23 protein-coding genes, 6 tRNA genes and 2 pseudogenes are annotated in these 26,483 nt (G+C 61.6%); 24 read left to right on the top strand and 7 right to left on the bottom strand.

Features of this window, described 5'->3' with window-relative positions; translation table 11 throughout:
* The 5 genes from fabB to H7995_RS13000 all read right to left on the bottom strand — a co-directional run bounded on the left by fabB (position 1) and on the right by H7995_RS13000 (position 6,942).
* On the bottom strand, positions 1–1,221 hold the full coding sequence (gene fabB / locus H7995_RS13020) for a beta-ketoacyl-ACP synthase I (RefSeq protein ID WP_166590846.1): 1,221 nt from the start codon (positions 1,219–1,221) through the stop codon (positions 1–3).
* Between the two features lie 11 nt (positions 1,222–1,232).
* Positions 1,233–1,748, bottom strand: a complete 516-nt coding sequence (gene fabA / locus H7995_RS13015) for a 3-hydroxyacyl-[acyl-carrier-protein] dehydratase FabA (RefSeq protein WP_010211704.1) — start codon at positions 1,746–1,748, stop codon at positions 1,233–1,235.
* A gap of 247 nt (positions 1,749–1,995) precedes the next feature.
* Positions 1,996–3,894: an ATP-binding protein gene (locus tag H7995_RS13010; RefSeq protein ID WP_185818459.1), complete on the bottom strand. Its 1,899-nt coding sequence runs from the start codon at positions 3,892–3,894 to the stop codon at positions 1,996–1,998.
* Positions 3,891–4,817, bottom strand: a complete 927-nt coding sequence (locus H7995_RS13005; protein ID WP_178117401.1) for an ABC transporter substrate-binding protein — start codon at positions 4,815–4,817, stop codon at positions 3,891–3,893. The genes H7995_RS13010 and H7995_RS13005 overlap by 4 nt, the downstream gene beginning before the upstream one ends.
* 1 nt (position 4,818) lies before the next feature.
* Positions 4,819–6,942: a TonB-dependent receptor domain-containing protein gene (locus H7995_RS13000; RefSeq protein WP_185818458.1), complete on the bottom strand. Its 2,124-nt coding sequence runs from the start codon at positions 6,940–6,942 to the stop codon at positions 4,819–4,821.
* Between the two features lie 197 nt (positions 6,943–7,139).
* Here H7995_RS13000 and H7995_RS12995 point away from each other — a divergent pair, with 197 nt between their 5' ends.
* The 11 genes from H7995_RS12995 to pyrF all read left to right on the top strand — a co-directional run bounded on the left by H7995_RS12995 (position 7,140) and on the right by pyrF (position 16,562).
* Positions 7,140–8,165 carry an NAD(P)H-dependent glycerol-3-phosphate dehydrogenase gene (locus tag H7995_RS12995; protein WP_166590843.1) on the top strand — a complete coding sequence of 342 codons (1,026 nt, stop codon included), beginning with the start codon at positions 7,140–7,142 and terminating at the stop codon, positions 8,163–8,165.
* A gap of 31 nt (positions 8,166–8,196) precedes the next feature.
* A complete protein-coding gene (locus H7995_RS12990) occupies positions 8,197–8,544 on the top strand; it encodes a DUF4389 domain-containing protein (RefSeq protein WP_166590842.1) in 348 nt (115 codons plus the stop codon).
* On the top strand, positions 8,541–8,993 hold the full coding sequence (sixA, locus tag H7995_RS12985) for a phosphohistidine phosphatase SixA (protein ID WP_166590841.1): 453 nt from the start codon (positions 8,541–8,543) through the stop codon (positions 8,991–8,993). The genes H7995_RS12990 and sixA overlap by 4 nt, the downstream gene beginning before the upstream one ends.
* Before the next feature lie 109 nt (positions 8,994–9,102).
* A complete protein-coding gene (locus H7995_RS12980; protein ID WP_182343940.1) occupies positions 9,103–10,770 on the top strand; it encodes an AMP-binding protein in 1,668 nt (555 codons plus the stop codon).
* Between the two features lie 30 nt (positions 10,771–10,800).
* Positions 10,801–11,244, top strand: coding sequence for a hotdog fold thioesterase (locus tag H7995_RS12975; protein WP_182343942.1), 444 nt, complete (start codon positions 10,801–10,803; stop codon positions 11,242–11,244).
* Positions 11,245–11,379: 135 nt separating this feature from the next.
* Positions 11,380–12,186, top strand: coding sequence for an alpha/beta fold hydrolase (locus H7995_RS12970; RefSeq protein ID WP_166590838.1), 807 nt, complete (start codon positions 11,380–11,382; stop codon positions 12,184–12,186).
* A complete protein-coding gene (locus H7995_RS12965) occupies positions 12,183–13,034 on the top strand; it encodes an alpha/beta hydrolase (RefSeq protein ID WP_425312229.1) in 852 nt (283 codons plus the stop codon). The genes H7995_RS12970 and H7995_RS12965 overlap by 4 nt, the downstream gene beginning before the upstream one ends.
* A 50-nt stretch (positions 13,035–13,084) precedes the next feature.
* Positions 13,085–13,744, top strand: coding sequence for a glutathione S-transferase family protein (locus H7995_RS12960; protein WP_166590836.1), 660 nt, complete (start codon positions 13,085–13,087; stop codon positions 13,742–13,744).
* Positions 13,745–13,767: 23 nt separating this feature from the next.
* Positions 13,768–14,574: a DUF4892 domain-containing protein gene (locus H7995_RS12955; RefSeq protein ID WP_166590835.1), complete on the top strand. Its 807-nt coding sequence runs from the start codon at positions 13,768–13,770 to the stop codon at positions 14,572–14,574.
* Between the two features lie 71 nt (positions 14,575–14,645).
* Positions 14,646–15,698, top strand: a complete 1,053-nt coding sequence (locus H7995_RS12950) for an AI-2E family transporter (RefSeq protein WP_166590834.1) — start codon at positions 14,646–14,648, stop codon at positions 15,696–15,698.
* A 162-nt stretch (positions 15,699–15,860) separates the two neighbouring features.
* Positions 15,861–16,562, top strand: coding sequence for an orotidine-5'-phosphate decarboxylase (pyrF, locus tag H7995_RS12945; protein WP_166590833.1), 702 nt, complete (start codon positions 15,861–15,863; stop codon positions 16,560–16,562).
* A gap of 230 nt (positions 16,563–16,792) precedes the next feature.
* On the opposite strand, the gene H7995_RS12940 is transcribed toward pyrF, so the two are convergent.
* Positions 16,793–17,797 carry an NADP-dependent oxidoreductase gene (locus tag H7995_RS12940; protein ID WP_166590832.1) on the bottom strand — a complete coding sequence of 335 codons (1,005 nt, stop codon included), beginning with the start codon at positions 17,795–17,797 and terminating at the stop codon, positions 16,793–16,795.
* A 232-nt stretch (positions 17,798–18,029) separates the two neighbouring features.
* Between H7995_RS12940 and H7995_RS12935 the strand changes: the two genes are divergently transcribed.
* The 4 genes and pseudogenes from H7995_RS12935 (at position 18,030) to H7995_RS28830 (ending at position 22,467) form a co-directional block, all read left to right on the top strand.
* Entirely contained in the window at positions 18,030–18,791 is a 762-nt protein-coding gene (locus tag H7995_RS12935) for an SDR family oxidoreductase (protein WP_166590831.1), read from the top strand.
* Between the two features lie 211 nt (positions 18,792–19,002).
* Positions 19,003–20,367, top strand: coding sequence for an aminotransferase-like domain-containing protein (locus H7995_RS12930; RefSeq protein ID WP_185818456.1), 1,365 nt, complete (start codon positions 19,003–19,005; stop codon positions 20,365–20,367).
* 132 nt (positions 20,368–20,499) lie between these two features.
* Positions 20,500–21,768, top strand: a pseudogene (locus tag H7995_RS28835) (methyl-accepting chemotaxis protein); the annotation flags it as partial.
* Positions 21,754–22,467, top strand: a complete 714-nt coding sequence (locus H7995_RS28830) for a methyl-accepting chemotaxis protein (protein ID WP_371927855.1) — start codon at positions 21,754–21,756, stop codon at positions 22,465–22,467. The pseudogene H7995_RS28835 and the gene H7995_RS28830, both read left to right, overlap by 15 nt.
* A 59-nt stretch (positions 22,468–22,526) precedes the next feature.
* Here the strand turns inward: H7995_RS28830 and H7995_RS12920 are convergent, their stop codons facing one another.
* Positions 22,527–23,285, bottom strand: coding sequence for a hypothetical protein (locus tag H7995_RS12920; RefSeq protein WP_178117400.1), 759 nt, complete (start codon positions 23,283–23,285; stop codon positions 22,527–22,529).
* Positions 23,286–23,655: 370 nt separating this feature from the next.
* On the opposite strand from H7995_RS12920, the gene H7995_RS12915 reads away from it, so the two are divergent.
* The 9 genes and pseudogenes from H7995_RS12915 to H7995_RS12875 all read left to right on the top strand — a co-directional run.
* Positions 23,656–23,731: transfer RNA gene (locus H7995_RS12915), tRNA-Glu, on the top strand.
* A 2-nt stretch (positions 23,732–23,733) separates the two neighbouring features.
* Positions 23,734–23,809 (top strand) — tRNA-Gly (locus tag H7995_RS12910).
* A 104-nt stretch (positions 23,810–23,913) separates the two neighbouring features.
* Positions 23,914–23,989: transfer RNA gene (locus tag H7995_RS12905), tRNA-Glu, on the top strand.
* 3 nt (positions 23,990–23,992) lie between these two features.
* Positions 23,993–24,068: transfer RNA gene (locus H7995_RS12900), tRNA-Gly, on the top strand.
* Between the two features lie 84 nt (positions 24,069–24,152).
* A tRNA-Glu gene (locus H7995_RS12895) sits at positions 24,153–24,228 on the top strand.
* A 2-nt stretch (positions 24,229–24,230) separates the two neighbouring features.
* Positions 24,231–24,306 (top strand) — tRNA-Gly (locus tag H7995_RS12890).
* A gap of 480 nt (positions 24,307–24,786) precedes the next feature.
* Positions 24,787–25,569: a transporter substrate-binding domain-containing protein gene (locus H7995_RS12885; RefSeq protein WP_185818454.1), complete on the top strand. Its 783-nt coding sequence runs from the start codon at positions 24,787–24,789 to the stop codon at positions 25,567–25,569.
* Between the two features lie 56 nt (positions 25,570–25,625).
* Complete coding sequence (locus tag H7995_RS12880; protein WP_185818453.1) at positions 25,626–26,354, top strand: ABC transporter permease; 729 nt, start codon at positions 25,626–25,628, stop codon at positions 26,352–26,354.
* Positions 26,351–26,483: pseudogene (locus tag H7995_RS12875) on the top strand (amino acid ABC transporter permease); the annotation flags it as partial. The gene H7995_RS12880 and the pseudogene H7995_RS12875, both read left to right, overlap by 4 nt.

Genomic DNA, 26,483 nt, shown 5'->3' with positions numbered 1-26,483 from the left:
TTACTTACCCTGCCAGCGCTGCAGGACCAGGGTGGCGTTGGTGCCACCGAAGCCGAAGCTGTTGCTCATCACGGTGTTGAAGGCTACGTCTTCGCGGGTCTTGGTCAGAATTGGCATGTCGGCCACTTCCGGGTCCAGCTCGTCGATGTTGGCCGAACCGGCCATGAAGTTGCCTTCCATCATCAGCATGCAGTAGATCGCTTCATGAACGCCGGCGGCGCCCAGGGAGTGACCCGACAGGCTCTTGGTGGAGCTGATGGCCGGAGCCTTGGCGCCGAACACTTCACGCACGCCTTTCATTTCCATGACGTCGCCGACCGGAGTCGAGGTGCCGTGGGTGTTGAGGTAGTCGATCGGTGCATCAACGGTGGACATCGCCATCTGCATGCAGCGGATGGCGCCTTCGCCGCTTGGCGCGACCATGTCGTAGCCGTCGGACGTCGCGCCGTAGCCGACGATTTCCGCGTAGATCTTCGCGCCACGGGCCAGAGCGTGTTCCAGCTCTTCCACCACGACCATGCCGCCACCGCCAGCGATGACGAAACCGTCACGCTTGGCGTCGTAGGCGCGGGAGGCTTTTTCCGGGGTTTCGTTGTACTGGCTGGACAGTGCGCCCATGGCGTCGAACAGGAACGATTGGCTCCAATGCTCTTCTTCACCGCCGCCGGCGAACACGATGTCCTGCTTGCCCATCTGGATCTGCTCCATGGCGTTACCGATGCAGTGAGCACTGGTGGCGCAGGCAGAAGCGATGGAGTAGTTCAGGCCCTTGATCTTGAATGGAGTGGCCAGGCACGCGGAAACGGTGCTGCTCATGGTCCGCGTCACGCGGTATGGGCCGACGCGCTTGACGCCTTTCTCGCGCAGGATGTCCAGCGCTTCCATCTGGTTCAGGGTCGATGCGCCACCGGAGCCGGCGATCAGGCCGGTACGCGGGTTGGACACTTGCTCTTCGGTCAGGCCGGAGTCAGTGATGGCGTCTTTCATGGCCAGGTAGGCGTAAGCCGCCGCGTGGCCGACGAAGCGATAGATCTTGCGATCGATCAGTTCTTCGAGGGGCAGGTCAATGGAGCCGGAAACCTGGCTACGCAGACCCATTTCGGCATATTCCGGGTTGAACCGGATGCCAGGGCGGCTTGCACGCAGGTTAGCGGAGACGGTCTCTTTGTCATTGCCCAGGCACGAAACGATGCCCAGACCAGTGATAACGACGCGGCGCATGCGGATAACCCTTAGAAGTTGTCAGTGGAGGTGAAAACGCCGACCCGAAGGCCTTCGGCGGTGTAGATCTCGCGGCCGTCAACGCTGACCGAACCATCGGCGATGGCCAGGTTCAGTTTGCCTTTGAGTACACGCTTGATCTGAATGTTGTAGGTGACTTTCTTGGCGGTCGGCAGGACCTGGCCAAAGAATTTCACTTCGCCCGAACCCAGGGCACGGCCGCGGCCTGGCAGACCTTGCCAGCCGAGGAAGAAGCCGACCAGTTGCCACATGGCGTCGAGGCCCAGGCAGCCCGGCATCACCGGATCACCTTCGAAGTGGCAGGCGAAGAACCACAGGTCCGGAGTGATATCCAGCTCTGCGACCAATTCACCTTTGCCGTACTTGCCACCCTCTTCGCTGATATGGGTGATGCGATCCACCATCAACATGTTCGGGGCGGGCAGTTGCGCGTTACCTGGGCCGAACAGCTCACCGCGACTGCAGCGCAGCAGGTCTTCCCGAGTAAAGGCGTTTTGTTTGGTCATGCGAGCTCCTCAATAGTCCCATGCGGCAGGTGGGGCAAATCTTCCCGGCCGATCAAAGCATTCATGCCTTGAACCGGCAGCCTACTCATAGACTATTGCGTTGTGGTGAAAGTCACAGGACAAGGGACATGAATGTACACTTGTGCACTGAAATTATTATTCAAGCCCAAAATCGAGCCTGTCGAGGTGACTAAGACTGCCGCACTTTCGGTTTTCGCGCCAGTCGCAGATGCTCGATTAGGCGGTACTACTGCAGCCAACGCTGGAGAATTTGCTGCAGATCAGTGCGTTTGAAAGGCTTGGCCAGGTAATCGTTCATTCCCGCTGCCAGGCAGGCCTCGCGGTCGCCCTGCAAGGCGTTGGCCGTCAGGGCGATGATCGGTACTTCGCTGCAGCCGGGCAGTTGACGGATCTGCCGCGTGGCTTCGTAGCCATCGATGATGGGCAGCCGGCAATCCATCAGGATCGCCTCGAAAATCAGGCTCTCGGCACTGCGTACCGCCTGTGCACCGTCGTTGGCGACGCTGACGGTAAAGCCAAGGCTGCGCAGCATGGCCTCGATCACGGTCTGGTTGACCGGGTTGTCCTCCACCAGCAACACAGTGCGCCCCTCGCCATTGCTGCTCGCCGCGCGTGCGGCAGGGACGGGTGTGGGCAGGGTCTGGCGCGACAAGGCCAGGGGCATTTCCAGGGTAAAGACCGAACCCTGGCCTTCCACGCTTTGCGCGCGCAGGGTGCCGCCCATGCGCTCGGCCAGGGTGCGGGCGATCGGCAGTCCCAGGCCGGTGCCGCCATAGCGCCGGGAAATCGAACTGTCGGCCTGCTGGAATGCGTTGAACATCTGCTCCAGGTTGTCCGGGGAGATGCCGATTCCGCTGTCGCGCACCGTGCAGGTGAACCACAGCAGTTCGTGGTCCAGCGATTGCCACTGCGCCTGGATGGCCACCTGGCCGTGCTCGGTGAATTTCAGGGCGTTGCCGATCAGGTTGACCAGGATCTGCCGGATGCGCGTCGGGTCGCCCTGGACGTACAGGGCTGGCATGCCATCGGCCAATTGCAGCTGCAGGTTCAGGCCACGTTGCTGCGCACTGTGGGCAAACGCCTGGGCGCAACTGTTGATCAGCTCGGCGAGGTTGAACGGGATGTGCTCCAGTTCCAGGGGCGCCCGTTCGATGCGCGAGAAATCGAGAATGTCGTTGATCACCTTGAGCAAGTGCTCGGTGGACTCCGACGCCAGTGCCGCGTACTCGACCTGCTCATCGGTCATCTGGGTGGTTTCCAGGAGCTGCAACATGCCCAGCACGCCATTCATGGGGGTGCGCAGTTCGTGGCTCATCATCGCCAGGAAATCGGACTTGGCGCTGTTGGCCTTTTCCGCCTCTTCACGGGTCTGGATCAGTTGCGCCATGGCCTGCTGCTGTTCGCGGCTGGCCTGCTCCAGGCCATCGGCCAGGTTGTTGATATGCCGCGACAGGTTGCCCAGCTCGGCATCGTCGACGATCGGCAGCGGGGTGCTGTAGTCGCCTTGCTGGATGGCCTTCACCGCGTTGCCCATGGCGCTGATCGGTTCCGACAGGCTGGCGGCCAGACGCCGGGCCAGGAGGAAGGTAAAGAGCAGGGCGAACAGCGCCAGGATGCCCGCCTTGAGAACGATCTCCTGTTGGCGCTGACTGAAGGCATCGTTGGACATGCCGACGATCACTCGCCCCAGATAGTCTTCCGTAATGCCGCTGGGCGGGGGCACGGCCTGCAGGAAGTCGTCGTTGAGCTGGATGCGTTGCAGGCGCACCGGTGCCTGGAATACCTCGATCTGCTGTGGCTGCCCGCGGGAGAGGGACGGTTGCTCGACGTACACCAGGACGTTGTTGGCACTGTCCTGGACTTGCAGGAAGCGCACGTGAGGCGTGGCCAGCGTGGCCTTCATCAGGCTTTCGAGCACCTCCTTGTTGCCGGAAATCACTCCGTACTCGGTGGCCGGGGCCAGTTGATTGGCCACCAGTTGACCGGTGTGATTGAGTTCCTGGCGCAAGTCCTGGATGCGCACGAAGGTAAAGAAGCTGATCAGCAGCAGGGTCAGCAGCAGGGCCGGGCCGAGGCTGATGGCCTGGGTGCGGGTATTGATCCCCCAGTGGCGACGGAAGGTCATGGCCAGGTATCTCCTTCGGCCAACTGGATAGCCAGCGCCACGGGGTCGATCTGTTCGAGGCCCAGGGAGCGTGCCACTTGCGGGTTGGTGGCGACTTTGAAGCGCGTGGGATAGAGGCTGCGGGGCCAACTGGCCGGCGGGCGGTCGAGCAACTCGTCGAGAATCGCCAGCCAGTCACTCTGGTCGCTGTAGCTGCTGGCCAGGCTGCCAGCCTTGACGAACCCGGCATTGGGGCCGATCAGTGCCCGTTGCTGGCCGTAGCTGCTGAGCAACAGGTTTTTTGCGGTCTTCGGGTTGTACAGGTGCGGGTCGTCGAGACCCAGCAACACATCGCTGTTTTTCAGCAGCGCTTGCAGGGGCCGGCTGTCACTGGTGTTGTCCCAGCGCTCGGCGACGACTTCCATGCCCAGGCGATGGGCGGCGCCGTGCAGCTCCTTGAGCAGGAACTCGCTGTCCTTGCCGAACAATACGCCAATGCGCCTGGCTTGCGGCAGCAGGCTGCGGGTCAGGCGCAGTTGGCGGCTGAGCGGTGGGTCACTCCACAGCAGGCTCAGGTGCAGCGGGCGGGTGTCGCCCACCCGTTGGTTGGCTTGCAGGCGACTGATCCGCAGCACCAGGGTGGGAGGGCCCTGGTGGTCCTGCAGGCGCCAGTCGAGGCTGGCCAGGTCCAGCAGAATCAGGCGGGTCGTACAGGGAATGCGCGAGGGCGGCGGCAACTCGCGCAATGGCAGGAAGCGCACGTTGTCTTTGGGTCGCTGCTGGGCCAGGGCCTGGGTAAAGGCCTGCACTCCGGGGCTGTCCTCGACTCCCGTCAGCAGGACATCGGCTGCGTGCACGGGCAGGGCGGCCAGGCAAACGAGCAGCAGCCCCAGGCAATGACGCAGGTGGTTAAGCAGGCTGGTCGACATCCGCGCAAGAGTCATCTCAGAACACCAGCTCGGCGCTGAAGTACAGCACGTGGCGTGAGTCGTAGTAATTGTCGGCGAAGGTGTTGGGCTGATTGTCCAGGCGTTGTTGCAGGGTGCCGGCCAGCTCCAGGCTGGCCTTGCCCAGGGCGATACGTTTGGCCAGGCGCGAGTCGAGCCGTTCGAAACGGTAGCCATTGAGGGCATCGTCGCCGTAGTAGAACAGTGCGCTGTTCCAGCCGCTGCCCCAATCGCGCAGCCAGCCGGCGGAGCCACTGTTGTGCGCGGTCAATTGCTGGTCCTGGGGGCTGCTGGCCTCGGCATCGACATAGGCATAGGTCAGGCGCAACCGGTCGGCAGCACTCAGGCGCCAGTCGAGCTGGGTTTCCGCACCTTGAAAGCGAGCGGTGTTGGAGTTGCTGGCAATGAACTGATTGTTGCGCAGCGACTCGCTGATCATTCCGGTGATTTCATCGTGGAACAGCTTGACGTCGAGGTTCAGGCCCAAGTGGGTGAAGCTGCCGTTGTAGCCGAGTTCGCGCGAGCGCATGTGTTCCTGCTCGAGATCGCCGGGGCCGCGGGTCTTGACGAAATAGCGGGCGCTGGGCCTGCCGTAGGCCGTGGGGTTGAGCCCGGTCACCCGATAGCTCCAGTTGACGTTGTTCTCGAACATGTCGGGCGAGCGCACGGCTTCGGAGTACACCGCGCGCAGGCCATGACGCGGGGTGATCAGGTAGTTGATAGCGAAGCGCGGGGTCAGCGAGTCGCCGATCAAACGGGTCTTTTCGTACATTGCACCGCCCTGCACAAGCCAGTGCTCGGTGGCGCGCCACTCCAACTGGCCGAACAGGCGCGTGGTGGTGTCATCGAGGGTGCCATTGAAGTAGGTCTCGGAGTCGGCCCGGTCGTAACGATAGTTCAAGCCGCTGACCAGGCGCAGACTATCGGACAGGCTCAGGGTGTCCTGCAGTTCAAGGTCGTAGCGCGTTTCCCGGGTGCTTTGGTCGATGTTGCCGCAGACGGTCCGGTTGGCGCCGCCTCGCCACTGCGCCAGGGCCTTGTTGGCCAGTGCTTCCTGCTCTGGCGTCGAGCGCGGGGCACCGCTGGCGGTGAAACTGTCCATGTTGCGCGCCAGGCGCTCGGTGTAGTTGGGGTCCAGTTGCCAGAGTGCCGCCAGTTGCGGGCTGAACGATATTTCGGCATCACAGGCACGCCAGGTTTGCTGGCGATCCCAGTGCTGTGCCGTGCCCTGTATATAGAGGCTGTGCTCGGGGTTCAGGTCGAGGTTCCAGCGCAGGGAGGAGGAGTAATTCTTGGCGGTCACGTCGGAGTTGTCGCCGGCAGCGGTAATCCCGGGGAATACCGGACGGTAGGTATAGGGACGCTGGTTGCTGCCGTCCTTGGCGTTGAGCTGCCAGTCGATACTCTGCTGTTCGTCGAGTGCCTGGCTGATGGCCAGGTTGATCCGGTTCAGCCGCCGGCTGTCGTGGTAGTCCGCACCCCGCTGGTCGGAGTCGAAGCCGTCGTCTTCCTGGCCCGACAAGGACAGGCGCAGGTCGCCACTGTCCCAGCCGGTGCCGTGGCTGGCGTACCAGTCATTGATCCCACGCTGGCCGCGGCTGACTTTGATCCGTGTGCCGTGGCTGTTGGCCGGGGCGCGGGTAATGATGTTGACCACGGCCATCAGTGCATTGGCGCCGTAGCTGACGGTATTGGGGCCGCGAAACACCTCGATTCGCTCGATGTCTTCCATCGCTACCGCAATGTCGCTCCAGTCCACCGTTGCCAGGCCGGCGCGGTACACCGAGCGCCCATCGATCAGCACCTGCATGCGCCGCGCCTGGCTGGCATTGCTGCCGTGGTAGTTGACCACCGCCTGGTTGCCGTTGATGTTGCCCACCATCATCCCTGGCACCAGGCGCAACAGCTCACTGATGTCCCGCGACCCGCTGGCCTTGATCAGTTCGCTGTCGAGCACAGTCATGCTGCCCGGCACGGCGGCGGGCGACTGTTTAAGCCGGGTGGCGGTCAGCACTTGCGGCAGCGGCAGGTTTTCCAGGAACAGGTCATCGGCCAGCAGTGTGTCGCTGAACAGCAGCGCCAGGGCCAGCGAAGAACGAAGGGGGGAGGGACCGGCAAACACGGAACAGCCTTGATACCGTTTGGATGGGGACGCATGTTAACCGAGCTAGTAGAGTTTTCCATTCACGATGTCGGCATTTTCCTTCGTTTTGTTGTCTAGCTTCCTACAGATGTCGGTAATTGTTCGGGGGGCTGGCCGATGCACGACCGCCCCGTATAATGCTGCCATCGCCACTGGAATGGATTAATGGATTACATATGACTGAACAGCGCCCGATTGCGGTCCTGGGGGGCGGGAGTTTCGGTACCGCGGTGGCAAATCTGCTGGCTGAGAACGGTCATGCGGTTCGGCTGTGGATGCGCGATCCCGAGCAGGCCGAGGCGATTCGAGTCAATCGCGAGAATCCACGCTACCTCAAAGGTATCAAGGTGCATCCGGCCGTGGAGCCGGTCACTGATCTGCTGGCCACCCTCAACGATTGTGAACTGAGTTTCGTCGCACTGCCGTCCAGCGCCCTGCGTTCGGTGCTGGCGCCCCATGCCGAGCGCCTGACCGGCAAGTTCCTGGTGAGCCTGACCAAAGGCATCGAGGCGCACACCTTCATGCTGATGAGTGAAATCCTCCAGGAAATCGCTCCGCAAGCGCGTATCGGTGTGCTCTCCGGGCCGAACCTGGCCCGTGAAGTCGCCGAGCACGCCCTGACGGCCACAGTGGTGGCCAGTGAAGATGAAGAACTGTGCCAGCGCGTACAAGCCGCGCTGCACGGCCGGACCTTTCGTGTCTACGCCAGTGCTGACCGTTTTGGGGTCGAGTTGGGTGGCGCGCTGAAAAACGTCTACGCGATCATCGCCGGCATGGCCGTGGCCCTGGGCATGGGGGAAAACACCAAAAGCATGTTGATCACCCGGGCGCTGGCGGAAATGACCCGTTTTGCGGTGAATCGGGGTGCCAACCCGATGACGTTCCTCGGTCTGGCCGGGGTCGGCGACCTGATCGTCACCTGCTCCTCGCCCAAGAGCCGCAACTATCAAGTGGGCTTTGCCCTAGGCCAGGGCTTGAGCCTGGAAGACGCGGTGAACCGCCTGGGCGAGGTCGCCGAGGGCGTCAACACCCTCAAAGTGCTGAAGGCCAAGGCCCAGGAAGTCGGGGTCTATATGCCGTTGGTCGCCGGCCTGCACGCCATTCTGTTTGAAGGGCGCACGCTGGAGCAGGTGATCGAGCTGCTGATGCGTGGCGAGCCGAAAACCGATGTCGACTTTATCTCCACCAGCGGTTTCAACTGAGCCCTCGACTGACAGGGGCAGGGAGCAAGACATGAACGAACCCAAAGTAGAAGCCAGGTACGAGTCCATCCTTCTGCGAGTGCTGTGGATGCTGGTGTTTGTCCTGGTGTGGCAGGTGGCGCAATTCATTCTCGGCGCGGTAGTGCTGGTGCAACTGATCTACCGACTGATTTATGGTGCCCCGAGTGCCGGGCTGATGAACTTCGGTGACAGCCTCAGCCAGTTCCTGGCGCAGATCGGCCGTTTCGGCAGCTTCCACAGCGACCAGAAACCCTGGCCGTTTGCCGACTGGCCGACCCCGCGTACCCCGGAAGGCGAGGCGCCACACACAGTCGCGCCGGCGCCGCATCCGGTCCGCGATGAGGAGCCAAAACTATGAAAGTCTGGGTGTTGCGCCATGGTGAAGCCGAACCCTATGGTTCGCGCCCGGATTCGGAGCGGGCGCTGACGCCCCACGGCTGCGAGGAAGCCTTGCGCAGCGCCGCCCGGTTGATCGGCAAGCCGCTGACCGCGATCTACGCCAGCCCCTATTTGCGCGCCCAGCAAACCGCACAACTGGTGCGCGAGGCCCTGGGTTTCGTGCCAGAGATCCGCACGGTCGAATGGTTGACGCCCGACAGCCGCCCGCAAGCGGTGGCCGAGCAACTGGCCTCGGTGGACAACGTACTGCTGGTCAGCCACAACCCGTTGGTGGGCAATCTGCTGGGGTTTTTGCAGCACGGTCATGTGCAGGAGCCTGTGGCCGTGCGCACGGCGGGCCTGGCGGAGCTCGAAGGGGAGTGGCCGCTGGCCGGGCTGATGAAGCTCAACAGCCTCCAACACCCGTAATACCTGGGCGTTCAGAGGGGCGGGGATTTTTGTTTGAAATAGACAACCAAGCAATCGCTTGGTTGGTCTACGCTTGCGGCGACACCGAACAAAAACAGGAGCGCATTCCATGCCCGCCGCTTTTCGTTTGCCGCTGCAAGTGTTCTACGAGCGTGAAGCCCGCCACCCGCGCCAGCGGTTCATGGTTCAGCCGACCGGAGGCGGCCAGGTCGAAACGCTGACCTGGGCCGACGTCGGCCACCAGGCTCGTTGTGCCGCGCACTGGCTGCGGGCCCGGGAGTTGCCTCAGGGCAGCCACATTGCCCTGATCTCGAAAAACTGTGCCCACTGGATCATTGCCGACCTGGCGATCTGGATGGCCGGCCATGTCTCAGTGCCGCTGTACCCCAACCTGACAGCCGAGTCGGTGGCTCAGGTGCTGGAGCATTCGCAGGCGGCCCTGGCATTCATCGGGAAGCTGGATGACTGGCCGAGCATGTCCCGAGGCGTCAGCGCCGACCTGCCCACCATCAGCCTGCCACTGTGTCCCGCGGCGACCTTTGACTACAGTTGGGCCGACCTGCAGCGCAGTTCACCGATCCAGGACAACCCGACCCCGGGTGGCGATGAACTGGCAACCATCATCTATACCTCCGGCACCACGGGCCTGCCCAAAGGGGTGATGCACAGCTTTGCCAACCTCGGTTTTGCCGCCACCCATGGCACCCAATTGTTCAACCTCAACGAGTCGGATCGACTGTTGTCGTACCTGCCGCTGTGCCATGTCGCTGAACGCATGTTTGTCGAAATGGCATCGATTTATACCGGGCAAACGGTGTTTTTTGCCGAGAGCCTCGACACCTTTCTGGTCGATTTGCAGCGCGCCCGGCCCACGGCGTTGTTTGGCGTGCCGCGGATCTGGACCAAGTTCCAGATGGGGGTCTACAGCAAGATCCCGGCCCGACGCCTGGACTTTTTGCTGGGCCTGCCGATCATCGGCAAGCGCGTCGGGCACAAGGTGCTGGCCGGCCTGGGCCTGGATGCCTTGCGCATTGCCCTGTCCGGCGCCGCACCGGTGCCCCTGGCCTTGCTGCACTGGTACAAACGCCTGGGACTGGATGTGCTGGAGGTCTACGGCATGACCGAAAGCTGCGGTTATTCCCATATCTCCCTGCCCGGCCAGCAGCGGCCCGGCTGGATCGGCAAGCCGTGTCCAGAGGTGCAAGTGCGCATCGACACCACCGGCGAGGTGCAGGTACGCAGCGGCGCCACCATGCAAGGCTATTTCAAGGAGCCGCAGAAAACTGCCGAGACCATCACCGAAGACGGCTTTCTGCGCACCGGCGACAAGGGCGAGCAGGACGCCGAGGGCTATTTGCGCCTCACCGGTCGCCTCAAGGAAATCTTCAAGACCAGCAAGGGCAAGTACGTGGCCCCGGCGCCGATCGAGAACCGCCTGGCGGTGCACTCGCGCATCGAGCAGGTGTGTGTGGTCGGCGATGGCCTGAGTGCGCCGTTGGGCCTGTGCGTGTTGTCGGCGGTGGGGCTGCAGGATGCCGCCAGCACGGCGCGCAATGCCCTGCACGCGAGCCTGGAAAGCCTGCTTGAGGAGGTCAATGGGGCCCTCGACAAGCATGAGCGCCTGCGCCAGTTGGTGGTGGTCAAGGACAGTTGGGCCGTGGAGAACGGTTTTCTGACCCCGACCCTGAAGATCAAGCGCAACGTGATCGAGGCCACCTACGGTGCCCGCTTCGAGGAATGGAGTGCGCGCAGCGAAGCGGTGCTGTGGCAGGATTGAAGAACAACAACAGCAATAAGGGATCAAGAGATGAGTCTGTGGCGTACTGCTCCGAACATTGAACAGTTGAATGGGATTCAGAAAAACACCATCGGCGAAGTGCTGGATATTCGATTCGAGTCGTTTGACGAGCAATCGCTGACCGCCAGCATGGTCATCGATCATCGCACCCATCAGCCCTACGGCTTGTTGCATGGCGGCGCCTCTGTGGTGCTGGCCGAAACCGTGGGCTCGATGGCCAGTTACCTGTGTATCGATGCCAGCAAGTTCTATTGCGTGGGCCTGGAGATCAATGCCAACCACCTGCGCGGACTGCGCAGCGGGCGGGTCACGGCGGTGGCCAGGCCGATCCATATCGGGCGTACCACCCACGTCTGGGACATTCGCCTTTGCAGCGATGAAGGCAAAGCCAGCTGCGTGTCGCGCCTGACCATGGCGGTGGTACCGCTGGGTGAGGCACCTGCCGCACGCTGACGCGTTGTTGCACGGAGGGTGGGCGATCTGCATAGGCATGGCCTGACTGTCATCATTCCTGGCAGTTACGGTCATTGCCGTGGGCGTGGGTCTTGCGGACAATCAACCCCTGATTTTGTTTATGGACACGCCGTTATGCCGCAGCAGATTTTTTTCGCCCATGCCAATGGCTTTCCTTCAGGCACCTACGGCAAGTTGTTTGCCGCGCTGGCGCCGGAGTATCAGGTCGCGCATCTGCAGCAGCATGCCCATGACCCACGGTTTCCGGCGGACGACAACTGGTTCAACCTGGTGGACGAGTTGATCCACCACCTGGAACAGCAACCAGGCCCGGTGTGGGGGGTGGGGCATTCCTTTGGCGGGGTCCTGCACCTGCACGCCGCACTGCGTTGCCCGCAGCTCTACCGCGGGGTGGTGATGCTTGATTCGCCCGTACTGACCCGTACCGATCAGTGGGTGATCCGCGCGGCCAAGCGTTTTGGCTTTATCGATCGCCTGACCCCCGCTGGCCGCACCCTGGGGCGCCGGGAAGAATTCGCCGACCTCGAGGCAGCCCGGCATTACTTTGCCGGCAAGAGTCTGTTTCGCGGTTTCGACCCGGAGTGTTTCGACGCCTACCTGCAACATGGCTTGCACAAGGTGGGTGATCGCTTGCGGTTGCGTTTTGACCCGGCCACCGAGATCAGTATCTACCGGGGGGTGCCGCACACCAGTCCGGGGCGCACACGTCAGTTGCAGGTGCCGCTGGCGGTGGTGCGTGGGCGCCAGAGCCGGGTGGTCATGCGCCATCACGCCAGCGCGGTGGCCCGTATGCCACAAGGCGAATCTGTGACCGTGCCCGGCGGCCACATGTTTCCCCTCGAGCGCCCGCAGGACACCGCGGCACTGCTCAAGGAGCTGTTCCAGCGCTGGGCCGGTCGCAGTGACCGGGAATGCGCGTGAGCAGCGTCACCGAGGTGCGCCTGAACCTGCCGCACATTGAGTTGGCGGCCCACCTGTTCGGGCCTGAAGACGGCCTGCCAGTGATCGCCTTGCATGGCTGGCTCGACAACGCCAACAGCTTCGCCCGACTGGCACCCCGGCTCAAGGGCTTGCGCGTGCTGGCCCTGGACATGGCGGGGCATGGTCATTCCGGGCATCGCCCCCTGGGGGCCGGTTATGCCCTGTGGGACTACGCCCATGACGTGCTGCACGTTGCCGAGCAGATGGGCTGGCAACGTTTTGCCCTGCTTGGCCACTCCATGGGGGCGATTGTCTCGGTGGTGCTGGCGGGCGCCATGCCCGAGCGTGTGACGCACCTGGCGTTGATTGACGGGGTGATTCCCCCCACGGCGGAACATGAGAACGCTGCCGAGCGCATGGGCATGGCGTTGCAGGCGCAACTGGACCTGCAAGGCAAGCGCAAGCCGGTCTACGGCAGCATTGACCAGGCCGTGCAAGTGCGAATGAAAGGCTTGGTGGCGGTCAGTCGTGAAGCGGCCGAATTGCTGGCCGAGCGCGGGCTGATGCCGGTGCCGGGCGGTTACACCTGGCGCACCGACAGTCGCCTGACGCTGCCTTCGCCTCTGCGCCTGTCCAGTGAGCAGGCATTGTCCTTTGCCCGACGCGTCAGCTGTCCGGCGCACCTGGTGGTCGCGGCCGACGGTATGCTCGGCAAACATCCAGAGTTGCTGGAGCGTCTACCCTTTAGTCGCGAACAGCTGCCAGGCGGGCATCACTTGCACCTGAACGACGAGGAGGGTGCAGCCCTTGTTGCAGACTGTTTCAATCGCTTTTTCGCCATTCCTTGACTTGCAGCGGGCAACTGTCGAGGCTGGGCGGGTTGAAATGGGAGACAACCATGATAGATCTCTACACCGCTGCGACCCCTAATGGCCACAAGGTCTCTATCGTGCTCGAAGAACTCGGTATGCCCTACACGGTGCATGCCCTGAGTTTCGACAAGAAGGAACAAAAGGCACCCGCGTTTCTCAAGATCAATCCCAATGGCCGGATCCCGGCGATTGTCGACCGCGCCAACGGCGATTTTGCCGTGTTCGAATCCGGCGCGATTCTGCTCTACCTCGCTGAACTGAGCGGGCAACTGCTGCCCACGGACCCGCAAGGCCGTTCGCGGGTCATCCAGTGGTTGATGTTCCAGATGGGCGGCATCGGCCCGATGCAGGGCCAGGCGAACGTGTTTTTCCGCTACTTCCCGGAAAAACTGCAGGGCGCCATTGACCGTTACCAGCACGAAACCCGCCGCCTGTACGAGGTGCTCGACAGCCGTCTGCAAACCGTTGAATACCTCGCCGACACCTACAGCATTGCCGACATTGCGACCTATCCGTGGGTGCGTGGCCATGAGTGGTCCGGGGTCTCGGTTGACGGCTTGCCAGCCTTGCAGCGCTGGATGGCGGCAATGGCCGAGCGTCCGGCTGTGCAGCGCGGGTTGCTGGTGCCGCAACGCATCGACGACGCCAATGTCATCAAGGGCGCCCAGGCCATGCTGATCCGATGAGAGTCTCTTCAAGGTTGAAGCGCATGCGTTTTATCAGTTTGTTCGTACTTGCCTGTAGCAGTTCGTTGGCGTCGGCGGCCGACGTGCCGGGCAGCCAGGATCTGCCGCTGGTGCCGCGCATGGTCGATGCGCAAATCGTCGATTATCGTCCGCCTGCCGAGCTTGAGCGGATTTACCCCATGGGTTCTATCCGCAAGATCAGTGGCCAGTTGCGGTTTGACGGACAAGTCACTGCGCGGGGCCAGATGACCTCGGTGACCTATGAGTTGCCGCCGGAGCATTCCGCCACCGCCGCCTTTACCGCAGCCCGCGAAGCCTTGCAGAAGCAGGGCGCCGAACTGTTGTTCTGGTGCCAGGCCCGTGATTGCGGCGAAAGCAGCCTGTGGGCCAACGAAGTCTTCGGCAACGCCAAGCTCTATGGTGCCGACAACGGCCAGGCCTACCTGCTGCTACGCCTGGCGGCCCCCCAGGACAACTCATTGGTGGCGCTGTACAGCATCACTCGGGGCAATCGCCGGGCGTACCTGCATGTCGAGCAATTCGACGCCAACGCCCCCCTGGGCGAACTGCTGCCGACCTCTGCCACCCTGTTACGGCAACTCAAGGACACCGGAACCCTGGATCTGCCCCGCCTGACCGGGGAGCCCCAGGCACCTTGGGTGACGTTGCTGTCGCGTGGCTTGAACCTCGATACCACATTGCGGGTCAGTGTTTCCGGGGCCCAGGCCGAGGCCTGGCGTCAGGCGCTGGTGGCCCAGGGTGTGCGCAGTGCACGCTTGGACCTGGGTGAAGTGAAAGACCCTGGCCTGCATTTCGAACTCTTGCGTTAAGCTCTGTGCAGCGAGCGTGCCTTGTGCCGCTCGCTTGCGCTTTTGTTGATTAACCCTGTTCGAGACTATCCATGCTCAATAATGATCGCCTGTTGGTGCAGATCCTGCTTCTGGTGTTGTTCGGTGCCAGCTTATGGGTGATGGCGCCGTTCTGGTCGGCGATGTTCTGGGGCGCGGTGCTGGCGTTCGCCAGTTGGCCATTGATGCGCCTGCTGACCCGCTGGCTCAATGGTCGCGAATCCCTGGCCGCCGCCATGCTGACCCTCGGCTGGATGGTGCTGGTGGCGGCGCCATTGGTGTGGCTAGGGTTCAACCTGGCGGACCATGTGCGCGATGCCACGGTCTTCATCAAGGATGTCCAGGTCGATGGCCTGCCCGAAGCCCCTGTCTGGCTGGGCTCCATTCCCTTGGTCGGGGGACGGCTGGTGGGGATCTGGAACAGCATCGACCAGCAGGGCGCGGCACTGATGGTGACGGTCAAGCCCTACCTGGGGCAGGTCGGCAACTGGTTGCTGGCACGCAGTGCGCAGATCGGTGGCGGTATCCTGGAGCTGACACTGAGTATCGTCTTCGTGTTCTTCTTCTACCGGGATGGCCCGCGGCTGGCGGGTTTTGTCCACCGTCTGCTGGAGCGGCTGATTGGTGACCGGGCCAGTTACTACATCGAGTTGGTGGCTGGCACTGTGCAGCGGGTGGTCAACGGGGTCATCGGCACGGCGGCAGCCCAAGCGGTACTGGCCCTGATTGGCTTCCTGATCGCCGGTGTGCCGGGGGCGCTGGTGCTGGGCATCGTCACCTTCCTGCTCAGCCTGATTCCCATGGGCCCGCCCCTGGTATGGATTCCGGCCACGGCCTGGCTGGCGTGGAAGGGCGACTACGGGTTTGCGGTGTTCCTCGGCATCTGGGGGATGTTCATCATCAGTGGTGTCGACAACGTGCTCAAACCCTACCTGATCAGCCGTGGCGGCAACCTGCCGCTGGTGATCGTATTGCTCGGGGTCTTTGGCGGCTTGATTGCCTTTGGCTTTATCGGTCTGTTCATCGGCCCGACCTTGCTGGCGGTGGCCTATAGTCTGCTGATCGACTGGAGCAACAGCCAGGCACGGGTGGAAGACAAGCGCTGAAGGGCGCCGGGCTGACGCGGCGGGTATCGGGCGCGTCAGCTTATTGAAGCTGTTTTTTTGCTCATTGGACCCCTTGATGATGATTTACCGATCATCGGGTCCCGGACGGGCTCGCGTTCCGCTACAATGCGCGCCGATTTCGACTTGCCTGAGAGCCCACTCATGTCCGCCTGCCAGACTCCTATCATCGTCGCCCTGGATTTCCCTACCCGTGACGCCGCACTGAAGCTGGCTGACCAGTTGGACCCCAAGCTGTGCCGGGTCAAGGTCGGCAAAGAGCTGTTCACCAGCTGTGCTGCGGAAATCGTCGGGACCTTGCGCGACAAGGGTTTTGAAGTATTTCTCGACCTCAAGTTCCACGACATTCCCAACACCACCGCGATGGCCGTCAAGGCCGCTGCGGAAATGGGCGTGTGGATGGTCAACGTGCATTGTTCCGGTGGCCTGCGCATGATGGCGGCCTGCCGTGAAGTGCTCGACCAGCGTAGCGGTCCCAAGCCGCTGTTGATCGGCGTGACCGTGCTGACCAGCATGGAGCGTGAGGACCTGGCCGGGATCGGCCTGGACATCGAACCGCAAGAGCAGGTGCTGCGTCTTGCGGCACTGGCAGAGAAAGCCGGGATGGATGGCCTGGTATGTTCGGCGCTGGAAGCTCAGGCCCTGAAGGCGGCGCATCCGTCGCTGCAACTGGTGACCCCGGGGATTCGTCCGGCGGGCAGCGCCCAGGACGATCAGCGCCGGATCCTTACTCCGCGCCAGGCTCTGGATGCGGGGTCTGACTACCTGGTAATTGGTCGTCCGATCAGTCAGGCGGCTGATCCGGCCAAGGCGTTGGCGGCTGTTGTGGCTGAGTTGGCTCTGTAGGGGCTGTCAGCGGGCAGGCCCACCCAAAAAACGCTCGCCCCCTCGCTACGGTATCCCTCCGATGGGGCGGTTGGATCAAGAGCAAAAGCACGGCGGCCTACCGGCCGGCCTGCTTTCTCTGGTTTCCTGTAGCAGCTACCGAGCTAACACTCGACCTGTTGAGTGGTGTCGGATTCTGTAGAGGCTGGCTTGTCGGCGAAGGCGCGACAAGCCAGCAAAGCTGACGTGGGTTAAACCTTCAACACCAGTTTCCCGAAGTTTTCGCCGCTGAATAATTTCATCAGGGTTTCCGGGAACGTCTCCAGTCCGTCAACGATATCTTCCTTGCTCTTGAGCTGACCCTTGGCCATCCATCCGGCCATTTCCTGTCCGGCGGCCGCGAATTGTGCGGCGTAGTCCATCACCACGAAGCCTTCCATGCGTGCCCGGTTGACCAGCAGCGACAAGTAGTTGGCCGGCCCCTTGACTGCTTCTTTGTTGTTGTACTGGCTGATGGCGCCGCAGATCACCACACGGGCCTTGAAGTTCAGGCGGCTGAGTACAGCGTCGAGGATGTCGCCGCCGACGTTGTCGAAGTACACGTCCACGCCTTTCGGGCATTCGCGCTTGAGACCGGCCACCACGTCCTCACTCTTGTAGTCGATGGCCCCGTCGAACCCCAGTTCGTCGATCAGGAACCGGCACTTGTCGGCTCCCCCGGCAATGCCCACCACGCGGCAGCCTTTGATCTTGGCAATCTGCCCGGCGATGCTGCCAACCGCCCCGGCGGCACCAGACAGCACCACGGTGTCACCGGCCTTGGGTGCGCCGACGTCGAGCAGTGCGAAGTAAGCGGTCATGCCGGTCATGCCGAGTGCCGACAGGTAACGTGGCAGTGGCGCCAGTTTCGGATCGACCTTGTAGAACCCGCGCGGCTCACCGAGGAAGTAGTCCTGCACCCCCAGAGCCCCGTTGACGTAATCACCCACGGCAAATCCCGGGTTATTGGAGGCGATGACCTGGCCCACGCCCAGGGCGCGCATGACTTCGCCGATGCCCACCGGCGCGATGTAGGACTTGCCTTCGTTCATCCAGCCGCGCATGGCCGGGTCCAGCGACAGGTACTCATTCTTGACCAGGATCTGGCCCGCCGCTGGCTCGCCGACCGGTACTTGCTGAAAGGTGAACGTCTCGCGGTTTGCCGCCCCCACCGGGCGTTTGGCGAGCAGGAATTGACGATTGGTCTGGGCAGTCATGGCGGGTACTCAAGGGTGAAGGAAGTCTGATTGATAGACCCTCACGGTCGATGTCGCAAGGTTTGCTGATCCAGCGAATACGGCTCGATCCAATACAGTGATAGTTGGCTGGGTGGATTCATCACTGCGACTCATGAGCGATCAACCGGGCTTCTGATAGTGCTGACGTGCGACAGGGGTGGGTGTCTAGACTGGCGAAACGCGTTAACTCCCATCATTCGAGGACACAACAATGAGCATGACGTTTTCTGGCCGGGTAGCGTTGGTGACCGGTGCGGCTGCCGGTATCGGCCGTGCGACTGCCCAGGCATTCGCCGCCGAGGGCTTGCAAGTGGTGGTGGCGGACCTCGATGTGGCGGGGGGCGAGGGCACGGTCGAACTGATCCGTGCGGCCGGTGGTGAGGCAGTGTTTGTGCGTTGCAACGTGACCCAGGAAAGCGATGTGCAAAACCTGATGGCGCAAGCCGTGAGTGCCTATGGCCGAGTTGATTACGCCTTCAACAACGCCGGAATCGAGATCGAAAAGGGCAAGCTGGCCGAGGGCACGCTCGATGAGTTCGACGCGATCATGGGGGTCAATGTCAAAGGTGTCTGGCTGTGCATGAAACACCAACTGCCGTTGATGCTGGCCCAGGGCGGCGGTGCCATCGTCAATACCGCCTCGGTGGCCGGTCTGGGGGCGGCACCGAAGATGAGCATCTACGCTGCGTCCAAGCACGCGGTGATCGGCCTGACCAAGTCGGCCGCCATCGAATATGCGAAGAAAAAGATCCGGGTCAATGCGGTGTGTCCTGCGGTGATTGATACCGATATGTTTCGTCGGGCCTACGAGGCCGATCCGAAAAAGGCCGACTTCGCGGCGGCCATGCACCCGGTGGGGCGTATTGGCAAGGTGGATGAAATTGCCAGTGCGGTGCTGTACCTGTGCAGCGATGGGGCGGCGTTCACTACCGGTCATTCGTTAGCCGTGGACGGTGGGGTAACGGCTTTTTGATCGACTGAGGAAACCTGATTTTTTCTCAGTGCAATCACTGGAACTTATGTCAGACCAAGCCCGCATTCGTGTGGGCTTTTTTGTGCCTCCGGGGAATGTGTTTCAAGGGGTTAGAGCCACGGGGTTTTAACCTACTGCCGTACTAATCGGACAGTCAGCCTGTGCTTAACTGCTCATGGAAATAATCTAAAACAGTTGGAGCTGATCTCTCATGGAATTGAGAATCGATCGTCAGGCGCTGGTCCCCGTCGTGCAGCAGGTGGTTGATGCGCTTGCCGGCAGAATTCGTCAGGGTGCCATCGAGCCTGGCACACGTTTACCCTCTATTCGCCAACTGGCCCGGGACAACCTGCTCAGCCAATCCTGCGTGATAGAAGCCTACGAGCGCATGGTGGCTCAGGGGGTGCTTGCATCGCGTCACGGTTCAAGCTATTTCGTTGTCACGCCAGCGCTCCCGCGCAGCCCTGAAGACGTGCTCACCGGCGAGGCAAGCCGGTTGCCTCTGGGACGTGCCGGCATGCCGCAAAGCTGGCGCGAGAGTGATGACCTTGGGTACGCCATCCGCCAGGTGTCACGCACCGACATGCAGGGGCTGTTCAGCTACAGCTCGGGGTATGGCTTGCCGGCTCTGCGCCTGCAGATTCTCAAGCGCCTGAAACAGATTGCGATCGTTGCCGAGCCGTCCCAGGTGCTCACCACCGCCGGTGCCACCCACGGGCTGGACCTGATCATCCGCACCCTGCTCAAACCCGGTGATTGTGTGGTGGTGGAAACGCCCGGACATTCGAACCTGTTCGAGCAATTGCAGTTGCTGGGCGTGCGGATGCTCGAGGTACCGCGCACCCCGCGTGGGCCGGACATCCAGGTGCTAGAGTCGCTCTTGGCGGCCCATCAGCCGCGCGCGCTGTTCATCAACAGCCAGTTACACAATCCTACCGGCAGTTGCCTGGCCCCGGCTGTGGCGCAACGAATACTGGAACTGGCCGGGCAATATGGGCTGAGCATTGTCGAAGACGATGTCTACGCCGATTTTCAGGGGCGCAGTGCGACCCGTCTGGCCGCGCTGGATAACGCCGGCTGTGTGATCTACCTCGGCAGTTTTTCCAAGACCCTCAGCAGCTCGTTGCGGGTCGGCTATGTCGTGGCCAATCAGGCACTGGTGGAGCGCCTGGCGCAAGTCAAGCGAATCACCAGTCTGGGCGTGTCCTGTTTCAGTGAAGCGGTGCTCAACACCCTGTTGGCCAATGGGGCGTATCGCAAGCTGGTGCAACGCCAGCGGCTACGCTTGAAGCGCGAGATGAACGCCTCACTGCAGGTGCTGGAGGACGCGGATTGGGAAGTCTTTGGCAGGCCGTCAGGGGGCTTGTACATCTGGGCCCGGCCCAAGGCCTGTAACGCGGAACAAGCCAGCGCCCTCGCACAGCAGCACGGTATCGCCCTGGCTGGCAGCGCTGAATTCAGTCCCTCCGGCGAGGCCGGCGATTGGTTGCGCATCAATGTGGCCTATGCCGGTGATGCACAGGCTCTGGCGTTCTTTCGGGCCTGCGCACTGCCGGATCGACCTCAAGTGTTCTGAAAACGACGCACGCATAGCTTTTTGCCATGATTGCCGCAACTGAGACTTGTACTTGAGGGGCCCCCGTTGCGACTCTGCGGGGAGAGAAAATGGCCGCCATTGCCATTGGCCACTGGAAGAAGGTGACGAGCAATGATTTCAGGTGTGCAAGGACATTTTGCCAACTTCGGCATGGCGAAAAAACTGGGGCTTGGCTTTATCCTGGTCTTGCTGTTGACGGCCCTGGTAGCGGCCATTGGGGTCTGGTCGCTGCACAGCATCAGCCAGCGTTTCGACGGGCTCAAGCAGATGTCGGCGCTCAACAGTGGCCTGCTCAAGGTGCGCCTGCTGGAGCAGGAGTATGCCTTGCACGCAGATGAAAAAACCGTCGACGCCTTGCGCCAGGGCCTGGATACCTTGATCGCCCAGGTCGCCGAGCTCAAGGCCCGGTCGGCGACCAATGCGCCGGTGATGAATGAGGTCGAACAGTCACTGGGCGCCTATCGCAAGGCCTTCGATGAATTTGTCGAGCTGACGTCGGCCAAGGACCTGGCGCTGGAAATGGCCAGTTGGTCGGTCGCAAGCGTCGCCAACAACCTGGATGTATTGCAGGCAGGGCTGGCTGACGATGGCGCCTACACACTCAAGGAATCTGCCGGCAAGGAGGGGGGAGAGTTTATCGAACAAGCCAGCCAGGTCAGTCAGGTGTCGAAGCTGATGCTGCAGGCGATGAACGAGGCGCGGGTACGCCTGGACCAGAGCCGCAAGGCCGCCACGCAGGATACAGCGCAGGGAAGGATCGAGCAGGCTGACCAGGCGTTGCGCCAGGCGCAAGCGCTGATGGAGGTGGTCAAGGATGCGGGTTACCAGACGGTACTCCGCGAGGTGGCTGGGCACATCGCCAGCTTCACTGACAAATTGGCGGAGTACACCGGGCTCCTGGCTCGCGAACAACAGGTCTATCAGCAGTTGCATGCGCGCGCCGGCGAAGTGGTACAGCGGGTGGATCAGGCTTATGCAGCGCAAGACCAGGCGATGCAGACAGAGTTGCAGCACAACTCGCTGCTGATCATTGTGTCGTCGGTCCTGGCGTTGGTGGTCGGCTTGATCGCCGCCTGGCTGATCACTCGACTGATTGTGACACCGCTGCGCAGCGTGATCCGACTGGCCGAGCAAATTGCCGCCGGCGACTTGAGTGCCAGTGTGGTGGTGACCCGGCGTGACGAAATCGGCCAACTGATGCAGGCCATGCAGCAGATGGGCGCGGGATTGAGCCGGATTGTCAGTGGCCTGCAGGCAGGCATCGAGCAATTGGCCAGCTCCGCGCAGTCGCTGTCGGCGGGGACCGAGCAGACCAACCTGGAAGTCAGCAGCCAGAAAGAAGAAACCGAACAAGTGGCCACCGCCATGAATCAGATGACGGCCACGGTGCACGATGTGGCGCGTAATGCCGAGGAAGCGGCGCAGGCCGCCCAAACCGCCGACGGCAAGGTGGAATCCGGCCAGCAGGTGGTGCGTCAAAGCATGCAGCGTATCGAGTTGCTGGCGGACTCGGCGACGGCGGCCAGTTCCAGCATCGAGAGCTTGAGCGTCGAGATTCAGAACATTGGCAGTGTCCTCAGCGTGATCAAAAGCGTGGCCGAGCAAACCAATCTGCTGGCGCTCAATGCCGCCATTGAGGCGGCGCGTGCGGGGGAGCAGGGCAGGGGCTTTGCTGTGGTGGCCGATGAGGTCCGCGCCCTGGCCAAGCGCACCCAGCAGTCGACCGAGGAAATCGAGCGGCTGGTGACGACCCTGCGCGGCGCCGCGCAGTCTTCAGTGCAGCAAATCCAGAGCAGTGGTGAGTTGGTCAAGCTGGCCGTCAGCGATGCGCTGCAGACCGAAAGCGCGCTGGGCAGTATCGCCGCCGCTGTTTCCCTGATTCAGCAGATGAACCAGCAGATCGCCGCCGCGGCCGAGCAGCAGAGTTCGGTGGCCGAAGAGATCAATCGCAGCGTTACCAGCATCCGCGCCAGTGCCGATCAGTCCTCGCTGGCCATGCAGGGCAATGCCGCGTCGAGCATTGAACTGGCGCAGTTGGGTGTGGAGCTGAAGGCGATGGTGGGGCATTTCAGGCTGTAAGGCGGGGGGGGGCAGGAGGGTCGCAGGCCAATTCTGACCCGCGATCCTCGAAGGCGGCATCAGTCGTAGATGACCTTCTTCTTCCAGTCTGCATCGGCCTCGACTTCCTTGAGGCCTTCGGTCAACTCGTTCACGTCACCTTCAACCGGGGCAATGTTGGTCAGCACCATGGAGTTGGCGCGGGCCAGGAGTTTTTCCAGGAACTTGAGTTGTTCGTTGTAGGCCTGCGGATCGGGTTGTTTGCGCAAGTACTGCACGCCACGTTCGAAGGCCAGGCGCGCCTGACCAGGTTGTTCCTGTTGCAGGGCGTGCTGGCCCAGGTTGCTGAAAAACTCGATGTGCAGCAGCACCAGGATGTGGCGGATTTCACGAATCCAGCTTTTTGCCTCGTTGGTGGGCAGGAAACCATCGTGGGCGGCGCGGGTGACCTGGCCATGCAAGGCTTCGAGCAGGAAGCGTACATCCTTGGCCTTGGCCTCGGTCAGGATCGGCGCCGGTGGGTTGTTCACCGGAATCGATTCGCCCTGGGCAATCAAAGCCTTCAACTCTTCGATGCGGCTTTTCAGCGCCGTACTGGATTTCTCCAGGTTGAGCATGCGCTGGCAGACGTTGAGTTCCAGGCGTGCCAGCAGCAGCTTGAGGGCCGGTGTCATCAACTGGCCGGGGAAGGTCTCGGTGATTTCACCGCAGCGGCGCAGGCGGTCATTGAGTTCAACCTTGGTGCGGGCCTTTTGCAGCTTATTGTTTTCCACCACATTGTTCATGTAGCCAATAGCGATCAGTAGTGCGATCCCGACTATTACTAGCAGGGTGATCATGAGTGGTGTCACCGTGAAGACCTCTTTATTGGGTTTGCGTGCGAGTGTAGTGGCTAAGCCTGGGGGCGGATAGGGCGGTGCGACGAGTTGAGACGGGCCCTGCAGCGGTCGATAGGGGCAGGTGGTCGATGGATGCACAATGCCATTATCGGTGTGCCAAGGACTATAGCGCCTTGGCGAGTGCCAGAATATAGGCGTCAAACGCCGGTCGGCCGAAATCCCCGAAACGCCCCGCAAAGGACAGCGAAGTCATTGATTTAAATAAATTTATATCGGGGGGTTGACGACCCCTCAATCCATCCATAGAATGCGCGCCACTTACAGCGTAAAGCGAACAGCGAAACGCGGTAGGGAGTGAAGTTGTAGCTGTGTCCCCTTCGTCTAGTGGCCTAGGACACCGCCCTTTCACGGCGGTAACAGGGGTTCGAGTCCCCTAGGGGACGCCAATGCGGGAATAGCTCAGTTGGTAGAGCACGACCTTGCCAAGGTCGGGGTCGCGAGTTCGAGTCTCGTTTCCCGCTCCAATTTTAAACAGCAGTGCTTTCGGGCGGTGCTGAGTGAAACCAGAACCAAGTCTCAGGATGCGGCTCTGGACACCGAAACACACACCATGTGTTCCGGGTAGCGTGTCCCCTTCGTCTAGTGGCCTAGGACACCGCCCTTTCACGGCGGTAACAGGGGTTCGAGTCCCCTAGGGGACGCCATTTGCGGGAATAGCTCAGTTGGTAGAGCACGACCTTGCCAAGGTCGGGGTCGCGAGTTCGAGTCTCGTTTCCCGCTCCAAATTTAACGAGAGCGCCACTCAGTGAGTGGCGTTTTTGTTGGTCACCGCAGCGCACGCCATGTGTTGCGGGTAGTAGTTGCTGTGTCCCCTTCGTCTAGTGGCCTAGGACACCGCCCTTTCACGGCGGTAACAGGGGTTCGAGTCCCCTAGGGGACGCCATTGCGGGAATAGCTCAGTTGGTAGAGCACGACCTTGCCAAGGTCGGGGTCGCGAGTTCGAGTCTCGTTTCCCGCTCCATATTCATCAAGAACGCCGCTCATTGAGCGGCGTTTTTGTGTGCGTGTGTTTTTTGTTGCCTGCCCACTCCACTAGCCGCCCCTGCTGCCTGCCAGGGTGTTTCCCTTCACCGGTAAACCTCTCAAATTGTTACCTGACGCACCGATACCGGGCAAAACCTGCTCCGGGTAACAGCCTGACCCATGATCGGCCCGATCCTCAACACGCTATCCATGTGCGGCGAAACCCCGTGCCTGTGGGCTTGTGTGCCTTTCGCCAGGGCCGGTTTTGCCTTGGCCGGGGGAGTTGGCTGAGTGATTGCATATGCTTGTACGTACAAGTAAGTCTATGTGCGTAAGTGTTGAGGTCGAACGCCAAAGCACCGGATTGCTTTTGAAGCTAGCGCTTGAGGTGCGGGATCAGGTTTAGCGCCTTGCACCCAGTCTCCTGACCGTACCCATGCGTCACAAGCGCCCGTCGTGGTTTTAGGAATTGATAATAATGAAAAGAACATTGCTGACCCTTTCTGCGCTGACCCTCTGCCTGGCTGCTGGTGCTGCCCTGGCCAAGGACTATAAGGAGCTGCGTTTTGGCGTCGATCCTTCTTATGCACCCTTCGAGTCCAAGGCCGCCGATGGCAGCCTGGTGGGCTTCGATATCGACCTGGGCAACGCGATCTGCGCCGAGTTGAAGGTCAAGTGCCGGTGGGTGGAAAGTGATTTCGACGGCACGATTCCCGGCCTCAAGGCCAACAAGTTCGACGGTGTGATTTCCTCGATGACCGTGACCCCGGCTCGGGAAAAAGTCATCGATTTCTCCAGCGAGCTGTTCTCCGGCCCCACAGCCCTGGTCTACAAGAAAGGTTCCACAGTGGGTATCGACCTGGCTTCGCTCAAGGGCAAAAAAGTCGGCTACGAGCAGGGCACCATTCAAGAAGCCTATGCCAAGCAGGTACTGGACAAGGCCGGTGTGGAAACCCAGGCCTATGCCAACCAGGATCAGGTCTACGCCGACCTGATTTCCGGCCGTCTCGACGCCTCGATCCAGGACATGCTGCAAGCCGAACTGGGCTTCTTGAAGTCGCCACAAGGTGTCGACTACGAAGTCAGTCCGCCCGTCGACAGCCCGCTGTTGCCGGCCAAGACCGCGGTGGGTATCGCCAAGGGCAACAGCGAACTCAAGGCCCTGATCAATAAAGGCATCCAGGCGCTACACGATGACGGCACCTACGCGGCGATCCAGAAAAAACACTTTGGTGATCTGAATCTCTACAGCGGCAAATAACGTCCCGCGCCCTCATGGGTGAGGGCGCTTCTTTATTGCTATAGGTCCTGTGAATTATGTTCGAAGCTCTCTTACAGACGCTCGGGCTTTCCGCATTCAGCTTGCAGGGTTTTGGCCCTCTGTTGCTGGAAGGCGCCTGGATGACCGTCAAGTTATCGATTTTGTCCCTGCTGCTCAGTGTGCTGCTCGGTCTGCTCGGCGCCAGCGCCAAGCTGTCGAGCCTCAAACTGTTGCGCATTCCCGCCCAGTGCTACACCACCTTGATTCGTGGGGTGCCGGACCTGGTGCTGATGCTGCTGATTTTCTACAGCCTGCAAACCTGGTTGACCAGTTTCACGGTGGCCATGGAGTGGGAATATATCGAGATCAATCCATTTGGCGCTGGGGTCATCACCCTGGGCTTTATCTATGGCGCCTATTTCACCGAGACCTTCCGTGGCGCGATCCTCGTCGTGCCCCGTGGGCAGATGGAAGCTGCCACCGCCTACGGCCTGAGTCGCGCCCAGCGCTTTCGCTTCGTGGTCTTCCCGCAGATGATGCGGTTCGCCTTGCCGGGTATCGGCAACAACTGGATGGTGATTCTCAAGGCCACCGCGCTGGTGTCGATCATCGGCCTGGCCGACCTGGTCAAGGCCGCCCAGGACGCCGGAAAAAGTACCTATCAGTTGTTCTTTTTCCTGGTGTTGGCGGCGCTGATCTACCTGATGATCACCAGCGCGTCGAACGTCGTCCTGCGCTGGCTTGAGCAGCATTACGCGGCAGGTTCCCGGGAGGCAGTACGATGATTGAGCTCTTGCAGGAGTACTGGAAGCCGTTCTTCTACAGCGACGGCTACCACATCACCGGCCTGGCGATGACGATGTGGCTGCTCAGCGCCTCGATCTGCATCGGCTTCCTGGTGTCGATCCCGCTGG

The organism is Pseudomonas kielensis (assembly GCF_014236655.1).
Taxonomy (GTDB): Bacteria; Pseudomonadota; Gammaproteobacteria; order Pseudomonadales; family Pseudomonadaceae; genus Aquipseudomonas; species Aquipseudomonas kielensis.
The sequence above is the reverse complement of the archived record's forward strand: the minus strand, read 5'-3'. Positions and strand labels throughout refer to the sequence as shown.